Origin of the sequence: Cryptosporangium japonicum, from assembly GCF_039524755.1 — a bacterium.
Taxonomy (GTDB): Bacteria; Actinomycetota; Actinomycetes; order Mycobacteriales; family Cryptosporangiaceae; genus Cryptosporangium; species Cryptosporangium japonicum.
This window is the reverse complement of sequence record NZ_BAAAGX010000032.1, coordinates 91,572-109,507: the sequence shown is the minus strand read 5'-3', so window position 1 is coordinate 109,507 and position 17,936 is coordinate 91,572. Positions and strand designations below refer to the sequence as shown.

The window sequence follows — 17,936 nt, the reverse complement described above, 5'->3', positions numbered from 1 at the left end:
CCGGGATGGCGGACATTCGCACGTTCGACCTGCCTGACCTCGGCGAAGGACTCACCGAGGGGGAGATCCTGCGCTGGCTCGTGGCCGCGGGGGACACGGTCACGCTCAACCAGCCGATCGTCGAGGTGGAGACCGCGAAGGCCGCGGTGGAGATCCCGTCGCCGTTCGCCGGGGTGGTGACCGCGCTCCACCACGAGGAGGGCACCACCGTGGAGGTCGGTGCCCCCCTGATCGCGATCGACACCGCGCCGCCCGACGCCGGCAGCGGGCCGACCGCATCGCCGGGAGGCGGGGACGGTGCTGGGGGCGCCGACTCGTCCGGTGGCGGCGGTGAGCCCGCGTCGGGCGACGGGGGCGGTGAGGCGTCGGGTGGGCGTACGCCGGTGCTCGTGGGGTACGGGCCCCGCACCGGTGGTCCGGCGCGGCGGCGGGCGCGCAGGCACGCCGCGCCCGAGCCGGAGAACACGCCACTGGGAGGGTCCGGTCTCAGCGGCGATCGCGCCGAGCCGGCACCCGACGACACGATCCCGCTGCTCCCGACGATCCCCGACGCGCTGGCCGCCGGGGCGAAACCGGTCCGGCACGGGGGCCTCGAGATGGGGCGTGCCGCCGAACGCGCGGCCACCGCCGCCGGCACCGTCACCGCGCTGCCCACCGGCGGGGTCCACCGGGCGCACGCCACGATCACCGCCCGGCCGCGAGCGAAGCCACCGGTTCGCAAACTCGCCCGCGACCTCGGCGTCGACCTGGCCTCGGTCTCCCCGACCGGCCCGGACGGCACCGTCACCCGGGAAGACGTCCGCGCCGCCGCCGATCCGGCCACGACCGCTGCGGCGACGTCCCCGGGGTCGGCCGATCCGAGCGCGCCGCTTCGCGGAGCGGAGCTCTCCGCGGCGGCGCCGGGCGCACCGGCGGGGGCCGGCGGAGAGGTCGCGTCGGTGGAGAGCGTGGGGGCGGCCGCGGTCCTCGGCGGAGCGCGCGAGCGGCGCGTCCCGGTGCGCGGGGTACGCAAGCTGACCGCGGAAGCGATGGTCCACAGCGTGGCCACCGCCCCGCACGTCACCGAGTGGCTCACCGTCGACGTGACCAGAACGCTCCGCGCCGTGGAGCGCCTCCGCACGAACAAGGCCTTCGCCGACGTCCGCGTGAACCCGCTCCTGCTCGTCGCCAAGGCGGTGACCCTGGCGACCAGGCGCCACCCGGAGCTCAACGCCAGCTGGGTCGACGGCCCGGACGGCGCCGAGATCGTGCTGAAGGACTACGTGAACCTCGGCATCGCCGCCGCCACCCCGCGCGGCCTCCTGGTGCCGAACATCAAGGACGCCGGCCGACTCGGGCTGCCCGAACTCGCGGCCGCGCTCGATTCCCTGGTCAGCGTGGCCAAAGCCGGGCGCACACCCCCGGCCGACCTGACCGGCGGCACCATCACGATCACGAACGTCGGGGTCTTCGGTGTCGACGCCGGAACGCCGATCCTCAACCCGGGCGAGGCGGCGATTCTCTGCGTCGGACAGATCGCCGAGCGCCCCTGGGTGCACAAGGGTGTCGTGAAGCCGCGGTCGATCTGTCAGCTCGCGCTGTCGTTCGACCACCGGATCGTCGACGGCGAAGGCGGGTCGAAGTTCCTGGCCGACATCGGGCGGTTCCTCGAGGACCCGGAGGGCACCGCACTCGCCTGGTCGTAGCGACCCAGATCACAGCGCGTAACCCACACGGCGCCCCGTTCTCGTCCGATGACGAGTGCGGGGCGCCGCGCTGTGTCAGCCGGTTGACCGAACCTCAGTGGGGCGTCTCACCGTAAATTCAATGGAATATTCGCGCCTCCTACCGCATTATTGAAGGCGTAGAGATCAACACAGCGATGGAAAGAAGGTAGTAACCGTGTCCACGTTTGCCCAGCGGTTCCGTGAGCGGCGCACTGCGCACCGTCGTGCCCGGGCCCTGGAGAGGGTTCTGGCACGGGTGCCGGACGGCACGATGCGCGACGAGATCCTCGAGATCGCGAGCCGGCAGCGCTAAGTCGGTGCGGCGGGCCTTGACCCCGCCGACGCGAGTCTCGATCGGTCGTGGGAGTAGTCCGCGACCCTGGACCCGGTGCCCCTCGAGGGCACCGGGTTTCGGCGTTTTTGACGCCGCCGCGTAATAGGAGTTGCCGTGTTCGTACCCTGTCACCGGTTGACCCGATAGCGTCCCAAATCTCGGACCCGTACCCGCACCGGTGGAGGAGTCGCGCGATGACCGAGGGCACTCGCCCGCCTGAGCCGCAGTCCCCGGAACCGGAGCTGCCGCCCTCGTCCGGGCCCGGGGCTTCGGACACGCCCGGGACGCCGTCGTCAGGGCACGCGCCTGCTGCACCCCAGCCGGACGATCCCGAGGCCACCCAGGTCATCCCCCCGTCGGCGCCTCCCGCTCCGGCCGCCCCGAGCTCGGCGCCTCCGAGTTCGGCCGCCCCAGGTTCAGCGGCTTCCACTCCCGCGGCCTCAGCTCCGGCCGCCGCCGATTCGGCGGGCTCGGGCGCAGCGGGCTCGGACCAGGGTGGCCCGGCTTCGGCCGACTCCGAGGCGACCCAGGTGATTCCGCCTCCCGCTGGGGACTCGCGCGAGACCGTGCCGATCTCCACCCCGACATCGGCGCCTCCGGCCGCACCGCCATCGCCCGGACCGTCGGCCCCCACCTCCGCACCGCCCGCAGCGCCCCCGGCGCCGCACACCGCCGCGCCGTCCGCCGCGCCGTCGGAGCCCGCGGCGGCCCGGCCGGCCTCCGGGGCACCGGGCTCGGGCGCTCCGAGCGGAGCAACTCCCCCCGCACCCGGGCCGAACGCGCCCACCTCGGCACCGCCGGTGAGCGCACCGACCTCCGCGCCGCCGGTCACCGGACCGAGCGCTCCGACCTCCGGTGGGCCTCGGCCGCCGGTGGCGCCTCCGACCGCGCCACCCCAGCCGACCCCCGGCACCCATCAACAGCCCGCCGGCACGGTCTACGGCGGCCCTCAGCCCGGCACCACAACCCCCAGCGCCGGCCCCTTCCCACCCCAACCCGGCACCCCACCCACCGCCCAGCCAGGAGCACACCCGGGCCAGCCCGGAGCACAGCAACCCGGGCACCCCGGCGCACAACCCGGCTGGGCCGCCACCGGCTCGCCGCCGCCGAGCACCGCGTACGGCCCGCCTCCGCAGGGCTACGCCACCCCGGGCACGCGCCCCCCAGGCGCACCGCCCGCACCCGGCCCCGCCGCCCCGGCCGGCCCCAAGAAACCCTGGTACAAGCGCGGCCCGATCCTGGCCGCCGTCGTCGTGGCCGTGGTTCTGCTCGTCGGCTGTGTCGGCGGCGTGCTCCTGGGCGCCCAGGCGATCGTCGGCAGCGACTACTCGTCCGGCAAGTGCATCAAGCGCGAAGCGTCCGGCGACAAGGACCGCGCGATCCCGGTCGAGTGCGGCACCGACGGCTCGTACAAGATCATCGACCGCGCCAACGGCACGACGACCGTCCAGGACGGCTCCTGCCCGCCCGACACCACCGACGCGTTCGTCAACTTCAAGGACGAGTACGTGCTCTGCCTGCGTAAAGAAGACTAGGACCCGTGACGAATCAAGAGTTCCGCGTCCGGGCCCCGCAGCTTCAGGGTCGCGGCTGGCTGAACACCGCCGGCCGTGACCTCTCCCTGGCCGATCTGCGCGGCCGCATCGTCCTGCTCGATTTCTGGACGTTCTGCTGCATCAACTGCCTGCACGTGATCGACGAGCTCCGCCCCTTGGAAGAGGAGTTCGGCGACAAACTGGTCGTGATCGGCGTCCACTCCCCGAAGTTCGAGCACGAGCGCGACCCGGAGGCTCTCAAGGCCGCCATCGAGCGCTACGACGTTCCGCACGCGGTGCTCGACGACCCCGAGCTGCTCACCTGGCAGCAGTACGCGGCGCGGGCCTGGCCGACGCTGGCCGTGGTCGACCCCGAGGGTTATCTGGTCGCGAGCATGTCCGGCGAGGGTCACGCGGAGGGGCTCCGCCGCCTGATCGGCGAGCTGATCGAGCGGCACACCGCGAAGGGCACGCTGAGCACCGATGGCGTGCTGCCCGAGCGGACGAAGAGGGAAGACACCGAGCTCCGCTTCCCCGGCAAGATCGCGCTCCTGGCCAACGGCAATTTCCTGGTCAGCGACTCCGCGCACCACTCGGTGGTCGAACTCGCGCCGGACGGCGAAACCGTGCTGCGACGCATCGGTGACGGCACCCGCGGCGCGGACGACGGCCCGAACCCGCGCTTCTCCGAGCCCCAGGGCGTCTGCGTGCTGCCGGAGGAGATCGCAAAGACCGTCGGCTACGACGTCGTGATCGCCGACACGGTCAACCACAAGTTGCGCGCGCTCGACTGGGAAACCAACACCACCACGACGCTCGCCGGGACCGGCGAGATCTGGCGCGGAGCACCCGGGGACCCGGTGGAGATCCCGGACGACCCGCGGGAGGCCCGCCTCAGCTCTCCGTGGGACGTGGCCTGGTTCGAGGGACAGGTCGTCGTCGCGATGGCCGGTACGCACCAGCTCTGGTCCTTCGACCCGGTGACGAACCACCTCGCGGTCTATGCCGGCACGACCGTGGAGTCGCTCAAGGACGGCCCGAAGGAGCAGGCCTGGTTCGCCCAGCCTTCCGGCCTGGCTGCCGACGCCTCGAAGCTGTGGATCGCCGACTCGGAGAGCTCGGCGCTGCGGTGGATCGAGAACGGCGAGGTCCACACCGCCGTCGGCAAGGGCCTGTTCGACTTCGGCGCGATGGACGGCAAGGCCGACGAGGCGCTGTTCCAGCACCCGCTCGGCGTCGCGGTGCTGCCGGACGGCTCGATCGCGGTGTGCGACACCTACAACAACGCGATCCGACGCTACGACCCCGTCACCGACGAGGTGTCCACGCTGGCCACCGACGTGCTCGAGCCGTCCGGGGCGGTCGTCGTCGACGGTGTGCTCGTAGTGGTGGAGTCAGCGGCTCACCGGGTCACCCGTCCGGTGCCGCCGGGCGCCACCCAGGAGCTCACGCAGACGCGGCACCGCACGAAGCGCCCGCCGGTGGAGCTGAGCCCGGGCCCGATCAAGGTCGAGATCGTGTTCGAGCCACCGTCCGGGCAGAAACTCGACGACCGTTACGGCCCGTCCACCCGCCTGGAGATCTCCGCGAACCCGTCCGGCCTGGTCGTGGACGGCGAAGGCGTCACCACCGAGCTCCACCGCCAGATCGTGCTGGCGAAGGACGAGGACGAGGCCGAGCCCACCGAGGATGGCGACGGCGTCCTGCAGGTGATCGCGCACGCGGCCAGCTGCGATGTGGAGGGTCCGAACCCGGCGTGCCACCTGAGCCGCCAGGACTGGGGCATCCCGATCCGGTTGGTGCCGGGCGCGCCGTCCGAGCTCGTCCTCATGCTGCGCGGCGTCAGCGCATAACCCAAGGAGCCCCGACCGTGGTCGGGGCTCCTTGGTCAGAACGTCACAGCGGAGGTGGCGGCTGGGTCGGATCGTCGGTGTAGATCCGCTCCCGGTTCGCCGTGGTCGCGCGCTTCCGCGGACCCCAGTAGAAGACGCTGATCAGGATCCCGACGACGCCGACGAACATCAGGATCCAACCGACCGCCTGAAGGTTGATCCCCTGCAGGTCGACCGTGACGGCAAAGGCAAATATTGCGCCGAGGGCGATGAGGAAGAGCCCCGCGCCGATACCCATGTCGACCTCCCGGTCGTGTACGCCGGGTGCCGCGCGGCACCCCGGTTGCGTCGCCACGGGCCTCGTACCCGGCAGAGGCCCACCCGACACGCGAATCACACACCCGTGTGAACGGGCCCGACGCTACTCCAACCAGGGTACGACGGTATGCCGAAACGGTGACGGCCAGCCACGCGTCAAAAGGCGCTTTCGGGAAGTTCCATCACGTCGAGGGTGGTCGCTTCGAGCACGGCACGCCGGGCCGACAGCTCCGGCAGCACCTGCGCGGCGAAGAACCGGGCCGACGCGATCTTGCCCACGTAGAACTCGTCGGAAGATCCGGCGTCGAGCGCCCGGATGGCCACCTCGGCCTGGCGGAGCAGCAGCCACCCGACGACCAGGTCGGTCGTCGAGAGCAGCACCCGGCTCGTGTTCAGGCCGACTTTGTAGACGGAAGACGGGTCCTCGGCCATCGACATCAGCTGGGTGACGCTCCACCCGACCATCGCCTGCACGTCGTCGAGCGCGGTCTTGAGCAGTGCACGCTCGTTCTTGAGGCGCCCGTTGCCGCTCTCCGCCTCGATGAACGCCGCGATCTCGCCGGCCAGCACACCGAGCGCCTTGCCGCCGTCCTTGACGATCTTCCGGAAGAAGAAGTCCTGGCCCTGGATCGCGGTCGTGCCCTCGTAGAGGGTGTCGATCTTGGAGTCGCGGATGTACTGCTCGATCGGGTAGTCCTGCAGGAAGCCCGACCCGCCGAACGTCTGCAGCGACTCGGACCCGAGCAGCTCGTAGGAACGCTCCGAGCCGCCGCCCTTCACCATCGGCAGCAGCAGGTCGTTGAGGCGCTCGGCCGCCGCACGCTCCTCGGCGTCGGTGGCGACGATCACCCGGTCCTGCACCGACGCGGTGTAGTGCACCAGCGCGCGCAGACCCTCCGCGTAGGACTTCTGACGCAGCAGGCTCCGGCGGACGTCCGGGTGGTGGATGATCGTGACCCGCGGAGCGGTCTTGTCGGCTTGGCGGGTCAGGTCGGCACCCTGCACGCGGTTCTTCGCGTAGTCCAGCGCGTTGAGGTAGCCGGTGGACAGCGTCGCGATCGCCTTGGTGCCGACCATCATCCGGGCGGCCTCGATGATGTTGAACATCTGCCGGATGCCGTCGTGCACGTCGCCGACCAGGTAGCCGACGGCCGGGTGCTTGTCGCCGAAGGTCAGCTCGCAGGTCGTGGAGACCTTCAGGCCCATCTTCTTCTCGACGTTCGTGACGTAGACGCCGTTGCGCTCGCCGAGGTTGCCGTCGTCGTCGAACTGGAACTTCGGCACCATGAACAGGCTCAGGCCCTTGGTGCCGGGGCCGCCCGCGCCTTCGACACCGACCGGGCGGGCCAGCACGTAGTGGATGATGTTCTCGGCCATGTCGTGCTCGGCCGAGGTGATGAAGCGCTTGACGCCCTCGAGGTGCCAGGTGCCGTCGGGCTGCGGGATCGCGCGGGTGCGGCCGGCCCCGACGTCCGAACCGGCGTCCGGCTCGGTGAGCACCATCGTGGAGCCCCAGTGCTTCTCGACGAACAGCTTGGCCCAGGCCTTCTGCTGCTCGGTGCCGAGCTTGTAGAACACGCCGGCGAACGCGTAGCCGCTGGCGTACATGTGCAGAGCCGGGTTCGAGCCGAGTACCAGCTCGGAGATCGCCCACACCAGCTGGCGCGGGCTGCGGATGCCGCCGATCTCCGGCAGCACGTCGAGCTGCCAGGCCTCGGAGTCCTGCAGGGCCCGGTAGGACTTCTTGAACGACTCGGGCAGCTTAACCGAGTTCGTGGCCGGGTCGAACACCGGCGGGTTGCGGTCGGCGTCGGCGAAGGACTCGGCCAGCGGGCCCTCCGCCAGCTCGACCATCTGAGTGAGGAACGCGCGCGCGGTCTCCTCGTCGATCGCCTCGAACGGGCCGTTGCCCAGGCGATCACCGGCGCCGAAGACCTCGAAGAGGTTGAACTCGAGATCGCGCAGGTTGGCTTTGTAGTGGCTCATCGCGGGTCCTCCCCGTGAAGACTGGCCCGCCGCCGTGACGAGCCCGCTTACCCATCGGTATACCGGGCAGTAACATTTGCCATGTTACCGGCCGGTAATGCTCGCGCGCATGAGTATGAGCGGGCTCACATCCATGAGCCGCCAACAAATTGGCGAGGCGTGACGGTCGCCGCCTCATCGACGTCCGATAAATGCCGTTTAGCCGACGACGGCGAGCGCACCGCGGCCGCAACTAATCCCCGGAGATGGGGTCCCACTCCCAGGCCGGCCGAGCCGCGGCGTTCGACGTCTCGGGCTTGCGCTCGGAGCCGGTGTACTCGAGCAGGATCAGCGCGATGTCGTCGTCCAGTACTCCGTGCACCCAGCCGCGCAGGGCGTTGACCAGCGAGGTGAGCCCGTCCTCGACGGTGCCGTGACCGGCGATGCGCCAGGCCCGCTCGCGGATCGGGAAGAACTCACCGTTCCGCCGCGCCTCGGCCAACCCGTCGGTGAACAGGAGCAACCGGTCCCCCGGTTCCAGCCGCTCGACGCGCGGCCGCACCACCGGCAGGAACCCGAGCGGCGGCGCCGGTGACGGCGGCTCCAGCGCGATCACCGTGCCCCGGCGCAGCAGCAGCGGCGCCGGGTGCCCGCAATTGAGCACGGTCAGGGTTCCGCCGCGCTCCTCGATCAGGCACGCGGTCACGAAGTCCTCGTAGCCGACCGAGCGGGCCACCGCGCGGTCCAGGTCGGCCACGATCGCCCGCAGGTCGACCCGCTCGTGCGCGACGTGCCGGTAGGAACCCAGCACGCTGCTGGCGAGGCGGACCGCTTCCAGCCCTTTGCCGCGCACGTCCCCGATCAGCACCCGGGTGCCGTACGGCGTGCTCATCGCCTCGTAGAGGTCGCCGCCGATGTCCGCTTCCGCGTTGGCCGACACGTACCGCACCGCGACCGACATCGTTCCGATCCGGGGCCCGATCGGCCGCAGCACGGCCTGCTGCGCCACCGAGGCCAGTTTGCTGAGCGTCGCCACTCGTTTCGACGTGCGGTCGCCGAGCATCGACAGCCAGGCCGCCAGTGCGGTGAAGACCAGGATCGCGGCCAGGCGCAGGACCTGCTGGGGCGCGAACGCCTCGCCGTCCACCATGCCCAGCGCCGCGCCCAGTGCGAAGCAGAGGGCCCCGACCGCGAACGTGGCCCGGTACGACGCCAGCGCGGCCGCGAGGAAAGGCGGCGCGACCAGCAGACCGACGAACTGCAAACCCGGCATCGCGACGTCGAACGCGGCGATCGCGAGGGCCAACAGGCACGCGCCGACGATTCCGGTGCGTGGTGACACCACCGGATCCCCGAGGTGCGGGTTCGTTGGCATCGGCGGGCCCACCCCTGACAGCACAGCGTGGCGCGTCTGCGCACGGACCTTCCATAGGATGCCCGTTCGGTTGCCGCTCGACGCGTCGCCACGACGAGAACCGGCCGTGTGCTCGGCGGTCCCGCCCGTTCGTCCGAGGGGAAGCTGTCCGTTTGGCGGCATTTAGAGCTAGGGCAGTTCGCCCTCTCGCACCAGACCGCGGATCCGCAGCCGTTCGCGGACCTCCGGCTGCGCTCCGTCCACGATGACCGCCGCACCGAGGTAACGCGCACCGGCCGCCGCCACGATCTCGGCGAGCGCCGAGAGCTGGGCTCCGGTCTCGACCCAGTCGTCGACGACGAGCACGGCGTCGTCGGGGCCGAGGTGGCGGGCCCGGACACCGAGCACCACCGGACGGCCGTCGTGCCCCGGACCGCCGGTGCGGGTGATCAGGTCGTCGGCGAGCTCGGCGCCGCTCAGATCCCGGTAGGCCTCCACGAACCCGACGCCGATCGCCCGAGCGACGAGCGGCCCGAGCAGGAACCCGCTGGTGGCCGGCGCGACGATCACGGTGGGCAGTACGGGTGAGAGCTCGGCGAGCGCCGGACCGAGCCGGTCGAGGATCACCGGATCGCGCCACCACCCGGACCGATCGGTGAGCAGGTGGTCGCACCAATCGCCGGGGTCGATCCAGCGGAAGTTCTCGAGCAGGCGAACGCGCAGGTCAGGATCGGCGGGCGGCACGGGGCTCTCCGACGGGTCGACCGAGAGCGGGGCACTCGACACGGGGACACCGTAGGTACAGGCTCCAAACACGTCAACGCCACTCGCACGGATGGGGAAACCTGGGCTTCATGGGAGCAGCGATCGAGGTCGACCGGCACCAGGTGCTCGCCTACCGGGTGGGGGCACAGCAGCTCGACCGGTCCGAACCGGAGGTCACCCGGCTGGCCGTACTCGATCTCGGGGTCGCCGACACCCCACCGGGTTCGGCCCGGGTGGCGTTCGCGGCGCGGCTGCCGTCGCTCGAGGACGACGACGCGCTGGTGACCGTGTGGGGAGCGCGCGGTGCGCCGTTCGTCCACCGCGCGGCCGACCTGCCGGCTCTGGCCGCCGCGCTGTTCCCCCGCGACGAGGCGGACGCCAGAGCGCGGGTCGGTGCGTCCACGGCGCGGATCCCGGGTGACGATCTGGAGGCCGTGCGAGCCACCGCGTCGGCGTTGCGTGCGGTCGTCACCGCGCCGGTCGCCAAGGGGACGATGAGCACGGCGCTGACCGCGCACCGGCCCGAACTGGCCGCGTACTGTCCCGGTTGCCGGGTCGAGCACTTGAGCGATCAGCTGATCCGCGTCGCCGGTCTGGTGGGCGGCGTCCGGATCGAGCCGGGCACCACCCCGTTGATCGTGTCACCGGTCGCGGACCGGGTACCGGACACCGGCTCCGCGCCGCTGCCCGCGCGGGCCTACCTCCGGCTGCTCGGTCCCGGGACGACGGCCGAAGTGGCGGCCTACTTCTCGGCGAGCAAGGCCAGGGTCGCGGAGGACTGGCCGGAGGACCTCGTCGAGGTGCGGGTGGACGGGAAGGCCGGCTTCTGGATCCCCGCCGAAGCGGAGCCCGCGCTGCGGCAGCCGGCGGCACCCGACCCGGTACGGCTGCTGCCGCCGAGCGATCCGTACCTGCAGACCCGCAACCGGAACCTGCTCGTGCCGGAGAGAGCCGAACAGAAGGCGCTCTGGCGGCCGCTCGGCAACCCGGGCGCGATCCTGGTCGACGGCGAGATCGCCGGGACCTGGCGTGCGAAGCTCGCGGGCAAGCGCCTCACGATCACGCTCGAGGCGTTCCGCCCGCTCCGACCGGCCACGCTGGCCGCGATCAACGCGGAGGCCGGGACCGTCGCCACCGCGCGCGGCGCCACGGACGTCCGGATCGCCTGACGCCGGACCGCACATTCCGTGCCCACGGAGCCGCAGATGTGACCAGAATTCACAGAATGACGGGGAGTGCACTGGTACTCGGCGGGGGCGGAGTCACCGGAATAGCCTGGGAGATCGGGCTACTGGCCGGGCTGCTCGACGCCGGAGTCGACCTGACCACGGCAGATCTGATCGTCGGCACCTCGGCCGGCTCGGTGGTCGGGACGGTCGTCGCGACCGGCGCCGACATCGAGGAGCTCTACCGCAACCAACTGGAGCCCAGCGGCAGCGAGATCCCCGCACGGATGGCCACCACCACGCTCCTGCGCTGGGGCTTCGCCGCGGTGACCAGTCGGAGCCCGGAGCGGTTCCGGGCCCGGGTCGGCGCGCTCGCCCGGCGTACCCGCACCGTTCCGGAGGAGGAGCGCCGCCAGGTGATCGCCTCCCGGCTGCCGGTGCACGACTGGCCCGACCGGCGCCTCGTGCTGACCGCGGTCGACGCGGTCACCGGCGAGCTCGCCCCGTTCGACCGGCACAGCGGTGTGCCGCTGGTGGACGCGGTGTCGGCGAGCTGCGCGGTGCCGGGCGTCTGGCCGCCGGTGACCGTGAACGGCAGGCAGTACATCGACGGTGGGGTGCGGTCGACCGCGAACGTCGACCTCGCGTCCGAGTGCGATCGAATCGTCGTGCTGGCGCCGCTACCCCGCGGCGGCGGGCCGATGCCCGGCGTCTCGACGCAGGTCGCGCGCCTCGGCGACTCGGCCCGCGTCGCCGTGGTGACACCGAACCAGGCGGCTCGGGCCGCGTTCGGCCGCAACGTGCTCGACCCGGCTCGCCGGCCGCCGTCGGCACGCGCCGGCCGCGCCCAGGCCGTCGACGTGGCGATGGCCGTCCACTCGGTCTGGTCGGACCACTAGAGACGTCAGACGCGACGGAACTTCGGCCAGAGACCGGCCCACGGTTCGCGGGGGTCACGGCAGAGCCAGATCGGGGCGCCGTTCTCCTCGTTGTCGATGTCGACACCCACGTCGACCGAGCCGGCGCGCTCCACCGAGCCGAAGAACCGCCGCAGGTAGGCCGGATCGTCGAAGCCGACGGCGACGACGACGTCCGCCGACTCGGGCGGCCGGCCGAAGTCGGCGACGCTCATGTGACCGGAGTAGACCGGCACCGTGCCGTACCGGCTCACCGCGCCGGCCTCGCCGTAGTTGCTGGTGACGATCACCGCGCCGGGCGGCGTGACCCGCTCGATCGACGCCACCGCCGCCGGCCAGCCGATCGTCTCACCGGCGTCGTAGTTCACCGCGACGACGGCGTCCGGCACCGACGACGCCGGCGCGATCGGCAGCATCAGCAGGGCGTCGACGACCGCGCAGAACACCACCGCGGCGGCGAGCCCGACCCGGCGGAGCACCACCCGGCCACGGGCGAGCCACCCGACCACCGGGATCGCGCCGACACCGGTCAGCGCCAGCAGCATCGCGGCGTCGTAGTAGCCCTTGCCCCCGCCGATGAGCACGAGCGCGGCGATCACCACCCACGCCCAGGCCACCGCACGGTACGGACGCCACTCGGGGCGGCGGAAGAGCGCCACGAGACCGGCGATCCAGACGGCCGAGGCGACCGGGCTGACGATCACGAACTGCAGCGCGACGGCCACCGGGCGGCCGGCGTACGAGCTGTCCCCGGACGCGATCTGGCCGGCCACGTCGAGCTGCGGAAAACCGTTCACGATCTGCCAGACGACGTTCGGCGTCACGATCAGCAGCGCGAGCGCGGCTCCGGCGAGCACCCAGCGGTCGCGCAGCAGACGGCGCGGGCCGGCGACGAGGAGGCCGCCGACCAGCCCGACGGCCAGCAGACCGACCAGGTACTTGTTCAGCAGGCCCAGGCCGGCGACCGCCCCGATGAGCACCGCCAGGCGGGTGTCGCCGGTACGGAGCACCCGCAGCGTCAGCCAGAGCACGACCAGCCAGATCAGGACGTCGACGGTGGTGGTCGACAGCAGGTGCCCGAACGCGAACGCCGCCGACGACGTGGCGATCAGCACCGCGGCGAGCAGCTGGGCGGCCCGTCCACCGCCGAGTTCGCGGGCGATCAGGGCCACCAGCAGCACGCAGGCACCGGCGATCAGCGCCGAGGGCGTCCGGAAGACCGTCAGGTTGCCGGGGGCGATCGTGTCGGCGAGCCAGGCGATCGCCGGGGTGAGCGGCGGCTGGTCGACGAAGCCCCAGTCCAGGTGGTGCGCGCACAGTAGGAAGTAGAGTTCGTCGCGGTGGTAGCCGTAGCGCCCGGCGAACACGAGCAGCACGGCGGTGACCGCAGCGGCGATCACCCAGACCCAGCGTTCGAGCGGCGGAAGAGTGCGTCGCTCGGCTTCGACCTGCGCCATGGCTTCAGGATGAGGGGCACGCGCTAGGTCGGACATCGGATTCGTAGCCAATTGACTCAGGCGGCAACTCGTTGCTCCGGTTACGCTCGGATCATGGCTGTGGTTCCGCTCGGGCTGCCGGCCGTGCCGGCCCAGCGCCAGGGCACGGCGGCCGATCGACCCCTCGGTGAACGCGGGCTGATCGACCGGTTCGGCCGTACCGCGACCGATCTCCGCGTCTCGCTCACCGACAAATGCAACCTCCGGTGCAGCTACTGCATGCCGCCGGAGGGGTTGCCCTGGCTGCCGTCCGACCGGCTGCTCAGCGACGACGAGGTGATCCGGCTGGTCACCATCGCGGTGGAGCGGCTCGGCGTCACCGAGGTGCGTTTCACCGGCGGCGAGCCGCTGCTGCGGCGTGGGCTGGTCGACATCCTGCGGGCCATCACCGCGCTGCGGCCGCGGCCGGAGACGATGCTGACGACGAACGCGATCGGGCTGGCACGCCAGGCCACGGCACTGGTGGACGCCGGGCTCGACCGGGTGAACGTCTCGCTCGACACGCTCGACCGCGACACGTTCCGGCAGCTCGCGTACCGGGACCGCCTGGCCGACACGCTGGACGGGCTGCGTGCCGCGACCGAGGCCGGCCTGACGCCGGTGAAGATCAACAGCGTCCTGCTGCGTGGTGTCAACGAGCACGAAGCGACAGCGCTCGCGGAGTTCGCGCTGGAGCACGGCCACGAGCTCCGCTTCATCGAGCAGATGCCGCTCGACGCCCAGCACTCGTGGGAGCGGACGTCGATGGTGACCGCCGCGGAGATCCTGGCCGCGCTCAGGACGCGGTGGACGCTCACGCCCGACCCGGCGCACCGCGGCGCGGCTCCGGCGGAGACCTGGCTCGTCGACGGCGGGCCGGCGCGCATCGGCGTGATCGCGTCGGTCACCCGGCCGTTCTGCGGCGCTTGCGACCGCACGCGGCTGACCGCGGACGGGCAGGTGCGCAACTGCCTGTTCGCGACCGGCGAGACCGATCTGCGTGGCGCGCTGCGCTCCGGGGGCACCGATGCGGAGATCGCGGACCTGTGGCGGACGGCGATGTGGGGCAAGCTGGCGGGGCACGGCATCGACGACCCGTCGTTCCTGCAGCCCGATCGTCCGATGTCAGCCATTGGAGGCTGAGTGAACGTCACGGTGCGGTACTTCGCCGGGGCCAGGGCCGCGGCCGGTATCGAGGAGGAACCCGCGGATGCGGGCACGCTCGGCGAACTGCGCACGCAGCTCGTGGCCGCGCACGGTGAGCGGCTGGAGCGGGTGCTCACCGCCTGCTCGTTCCTGGTGAACGGGGTGGCGGCGAAGGAAGAATCGGTGCCGCTGCCGGCCGGCGGTACCGTCGACGTGCTGCCGCCGTTCGCCGGGGGTTAGTCCCTCAGGATCCTTTCAGGCGTCGACCCCTACGCTCCGCTAGGGCTCGCTAGCACTGTCTAGCTCCTGAACTAGAAAGCCCTAGAATCATCTACAGGGAGCGCTGTGGGCGTCGTCGTCATCGTCGTGGTGGCTGTTGCCGTCGTCGGAGGCATCCACGGTTATCTGTGGTGGCGCCTGGTCGCGAGCCCGTTCTCGTCGAAACGGATCCGGTGGATCGGGTTCGGCGCGGCCGTGCTGATCGTCGCCACCGCGATGTTCGGTCTGCGCGGAGCGCCGGAGGCACTGCCGGGGCCGCTCGGCACCGTGGTGAGCTGGGCCGGCCCGCTCTGGATCGCGGTGATGTTCTACCTGTTGCTGATCCTGCTGGTGCTGGAGCCGGTGCGCCTGATCGGCCGCATCCTGATCACCCGCCGGGCCCGTGCGCGCGAGGTCCCGGCCACGGTCGGCGCTCCGACGACCGACGCCTCCGGCCCGAGCGAGGACCAGGCCGCCCAGGCGGAGAACTGGGGCCACAACCGGCGTGTGTTCCTGGCCAGGGCGCTGGCGGTCACTGCGGGCGTCGGAGCGCTCGGCACCGTCGGCTACGGCACCACCGAGGCCCGTCACGTGCGGGTGAAGCGGGTCCCGATCACGCTCCCGCGTCTCGATCCGGCGCTGAGCGGGTTCCGGGTCGCGCTGCTCACCGACATCCACATCTCCGCGACGCTGCACCGGCCCTTCGTCGAACGGGTCGTCAACCGGGTGAACTCGCTCGACGTCGACGCGGTGGCGATCGTCGGCGACCTGGTCGACGGCACGGTGGACGAACTCGGTGAGGACGCCAAGGCGCTGAGCGCGCTCCACTCCACCCACGGCACGTACTTCGTCACCGGCAACCACGAGTACTACTCGGGCGCCGAGGAGTGGGTCGAGTACCTGCCGACGATCGGCGTGCAGGTGCTGCGCAACCGGCGGATCGAGATCCCCGGCGGCGCCGGGCTCGACCTGGCCGGCGTCGACGACGTCACCGCGGCCCGCTCCGGCGTTCCCGGCCACGGCGCGAACCTCGCCGCCGCACTCGACGGCCGGGACCGGGACCGGCCGGTCGTCCTGCTCGCCCACCAGCCGGTGCAGTGGCCCGAGGCGGTGGACCGGGGCGTGGACCTGCAGCTCTCCGGGCACACGCACGGCGGCCAGATGTGGCCGTTCACCTACGGCGTCCGGCTCGAGCAACCGGTGGTGGCCGGGCGGGCCACCGACGGCGACAGCCAGATCTACGTCAGCCGGGGCGTCGGCTACTGGGGCCCTCCGGTCCGGGTTGGCGCGCCCCCCGAGATCAGCCTGATCGAGCTGCGTTCTCTCTGATCCTCTCTACGCGATTCTAGGAATCGACGAAGAAAGCGTTAGACACGCCTCGATGCGCTCGCGATGGCCCCCGCCTGGGGGTCTACCATTCTCCGCAAACAAGGTCCGAGCGGGCAGTTGACTCGATCCGGCACCATCGGGGTCCTCGTGTGTGTCTGCAGCTCAGCGGCCTCACGCAAAACATCATCGTTGATCACTGAACCACCGGGTATTTCCCCGCGTGACCGGGGCATCTCCCCGTGGCCGGTGTGGCCCACCGCGGAAGGGCGCTGCGTTATGACCCATGCTGTTCCTCGTCCACGCAAGACCTCGTCGCGCACCAGCGGCACGCGGCACCCGGTCACGCCGGTCCGCAACGCCGGCGCCACGGATCGCCGCTCGCTCGCCGCACCCGCCGACCGCATCCCGCTCGACCGGCAGCCCCCGCTCCCCAAGCGGCAGCCCGGCGCGGCACTGGACGCCGTCCACCGGAACAGCATCATCCAGGTCAACCGCGACGCGAACGGCGCCGTACCGGCCTCCGACCGTTGGTTCCGCGCCAACGTCGAACCCGACACGTCGACAAACCTCTAGCGAGATCTACCACTTTCGCTAGAAAGCCCGATACGGTCCGAGCGTATGGACCCGGTCCGTAATCCGTATGCGCCCGGAGCCGGGCAGCGCCCGCCTGAGCTGGCCGGTCGCGACCGCGAGCTCGACCAGTTCGACGTCGTGCTCGAGCGGGTGGCGCGCAGACGTCCGGAACGGTCGATGATCCTCACCGGCCTGCGCGGGGTGGGCAAGACCGTCCTGCTCAACGCGCTGCGCTCCCAGGCCATCGGCCGCCAGTGGGGCACCGGCAAGATCGAGGCCCGTCCCGACCAGACGCTGCGCCGCCCGCTCTCCGGAGCGCTGCACATGGCGGTGCGTGAACTGTCGTCCCAGCACCGCGCTCTCGACCAGATCGACGACTTCCTCGGCACGCTGAAGGCGTTCGCGCTGCGCTCCAACCCGACCGGCGGCAAGATCCGCGACCGCTGGCAGCCCGGCATCGACGGGCCGGCGATCAGCGGCCGGGCCGACTCCGGCGACATCGAGATCGACCTGGTCGAGCTGCTCTCGGACGCGGCCGACCTGGCCGCAGCGGTCGGCACCGGCCTCGCGCTGTTCATCGACGAGATGCAGGACCTGGGGGCGGAGGACATCTCCGCGCTCTGCGCCGCCTGCCACGAGCTCTCCCAGACCGGTGCTCCGCTGATCGTCGTCGGGGCCGGGCTCCCGCACCTGCCCGCTCTCCTCTCGGCCAGCAAGTCGTACTCCGAGCGGCTGTTCCGCTACGTCCGGATCGACCGGCTCGACCGGGCCGCCGCCGACGTCGCACTGCTCGCGCCGGCCGAGCGCGAAGAAGCCACGTTCGACGCCGAGGCGCTGACCGCGCTGTACGAGGCCGCGGACGGCTACCCGTACTTCGTCCAGGCCTACGGCAAGGTCACCTGGGACGTCGCGCCGCGCTCGCCGATCACCGCGGCCGACGTGAAAGTGGCGGCGCCGGAGGCGGAGGCCGAGCTCGCCGTCGGATTCTTCGGGTCCCGGTACGAGCGGGCGACCCCGGCCGAACGCGAGTACATGCGCGCGATGGCGGCCCTGGAGAGTGATGCGAGCGACGCGGTCTCGACGTCGGAGATCGCGGTTTCGCTGGGACGCAAACCGTCGAGCCTCTCCCCCGCACGGGACAGTTTGATCAAGAAGGGGCTGATCTACTCCGCCGAGCGGGGAACCGTGGCCTTCACCGTGCCGCATTTCGCCCGGTACCTACGCACCCAACCGGCGTGACTTAGTAAAAGTGGCGGGGACCGG

At 71.6% G+C, this 17,936-nt stretch carries 16 protein-coding genes; 11 read left to right on the top strand and 5 right to left on the bottom strand.

Features of this window, described 5'->3' with window-relative positions; genetic code table 11:
- Positions 1-5: 5 nt before the first annotated feature.
- From ABD437_RS35035 to ABD437_RS35020, 4 genes are all read left to right on the top strand, one after another.
- Positions 6-1,685 (top strand): dihydrolipoamide acetyltransferase family protein, encoded by a 1,680-nt coding sequence (locus ABD437_RS35035; protein WP_344653265.1) that lies wholly within the window; start codon positions 6-8, stop codon positions 1,683-1,685.
- A 196-nt stretch (positions 1,686-1,881) separates the two neighbouring features.
- A complete protein-coding gene (locus tag ABD437_RS35030; protein ID WP_344653264.1) occupies positions 1,882-2,019 on the top strand; it encodes a hypothetical protein in 138 nt (45 codons plus the stop codon).
- Positions 2,020-2,912: 893 nt separating this feature from the next.
- Positions 2,913-3,575 (top strand): LppU/SCO3897 family protein, encoded by a 663-nt coding sequence (locus tag ABD437_RS35025; protein WP_344653263.1) that lies wholly within the window; start codon positions 2,913-2,915, stop codon positions 3,573-3,575.
- A gap of 5 nt (positions 3,576-3,580) precedes the next feature.
- Positions 3,581-5,428, top strand: coding sequence for an NHL domain-containing thioredoxin family protein (locus ABD437_RS35020; RefSeq protein WP_344653262.1), 1,848 nt, complete (start codon positions 3,581-3,583; stop codon positions 5,426-5,428).
- 43 nt (positions 5,429-5,471) lie between these two features.
- Here the strand turns inward: ABD437_RS35020 and ABD437_RS35015 are convergent, their stop codons facing one another.
- From ABD437_RS35015 to ABD437_RS35000, 4 genes are all read right to left on the bottom strand, one after another.
- Positions 5,472-5,705: a DUF6458 family protein gene (locus tag ABD437_RS35015; protein ID WP_344653261.1), complete on the bottom strand. Its 234-nt coding sequence runs from the start codon at positions 5,703-5,705 to the stop codon at positions 5,472-5,474.
- Positions 5,706-5,881: 176 nt separating this feature from the next.
- A complete protein-coding gene (locus ABD437_RS35010; protein ID WP_344653260.1) occupies positions 5,882-7,711 on the bottom strand; it encodes an acyl-CoA dehydrogenase in 1,830 nt (609 codons plus the stop codon).
- Positions 7,712-7,943: 232 nt separating this feature from the next.
- Positions 7,944-9,065: a PP2C family protein-serine/threonine phosphatase gene (locus tag ABD437_RS35005; RefSeq protein ID WP_425558312.1), complete on the bottom strand. Its 1,122-nt coding sequence runs from the start codon at positions 9,063-9,065 to the stop codon at positions 7,944-7,946.
- A 168-nt stretch (positions 9,066-9,233) separates the two neighbouring features.
- Positions 9,234-9,830 (bottom strand): phosphoribosyltransferase family protein, encoded by a 597-nt coding sequence (locus ABD437_RS35000; RefSeq protein WP_344653259.1) that lies wholly within the window; start codon positions 9,828-9,830, stop codon positions 9,234-9,236.
- Positions 9,831-9,898: 68 nt separating this feature from the next.
- On the opposite strand from ABD437_RS35000, the gene ABD437_RS34995 reads away from it, so the two are divergent.
- Both ABD437_RS34995 and ABD437_RS34990 read left to right on the top strand, forming a co-directional pair.
- Entirely contained in the window at positions 9,899-10,978 is a 1,080-nt protein-coding gene (locus ABD437_RS34995; RefSeq protein WP_344653258.1) for a DNA glycosylase AlkZ-like family protein, read from the top strand.
- Positions 10,979-11,034: 56 nt separating this feature from the next.
- A complete protein-coding gene (locus tag ABD437_RS34990; RefSeq protein WP_344653257.1) occupies positions 11,035-11,874 on the top strand; it encodes a patatin-like phospholipase family protein in 840 nt (279 codons plus the stop codon).
- A 5-nt stretch (positions 11,875-11,879) separates the two neighbouring features.
- Here the strand turns inward: ABD437_RS34990 and ABD437_RS34985 are convergent, their stop codons facing one another.
- Positions 11,880-13,349 carry a glycosyltransferase family 39 protein gene (locus ABD437_RS34985; RefSeq protein WP_344653256.1) on the bottom strand — a complete coding sequence of 490 codons (1,470 nt, stop codon included), beginning with the start codon at positions 13,347-13,349 and terminating at the stop codon, positions 11,880-11,882.
- Positions 13,350-13,442: 93 nt separating this feature from the next.
- Between ABD437_RS34985 and moaA the strand changes: the two genes are divergently transcribed.
- The 5 genes from moaA (at position 13,443) to ABD437_RS34960 (ending at position 17,912) form a co-directional block, all read left to right on the top strand.
- A complete protein-coding gene (gene moaA / locus ABD437_RS34980; RefSeq protein WP_344653255.1) occupies positions 13,443-14,510 on the top strand; it encodes a GTP 3',8-cyclase MoaA in 1,068 nt (355 codons plus the stop codon).
- Entirely contained in the window at positions 14,511-14,753 is a 243-nt protein-coding gene (locus ABD437_RS34975; protein WP_344653254.1) for a MoaD/ThiS family protein, read from the top strand. It begins immediately after the preceding gene.
- Between the two features lie 105 nt (positions 14,754-14,858).
- Positions 14,859-16,100, top strand: a complete 1,242-nt coding sequence (locus tag ABD437_RS34970; RefSeq protein WP_344653253.1) for a metallophosphoesterase — start codon at positions 14,859-14,861, stop codon at positions 16,098-16,100.
- A gap of 276 nt (positions 16,101-16,376) precedes the next feature.
- Positions 16,377-16,673 (top strand): hypothetical protein, encoded by a 297-nt coding sequence (locus tag ABD437_RS34965; protein ID WP_344653252.1) that lies wholly within the window; start codon positions 16,377-16,379, stop codon positions 16,671-16,673.
- A 45-nt stretch (positions 16,674-16,718) separates the two neighbouring features.
- On the top strand, positions 16,719-17,912 hold the full coding sequence (locus tag ABD437_RS34960; protein ID WP_344653251.1) for an AAA family ATPase: 1,194 nt from the start codon (positions 16,719-16,721) through the stop codon (positions 17,910-17,912).
- Positions 17,913-17,936: the final 24 nt, after the last annotated feature.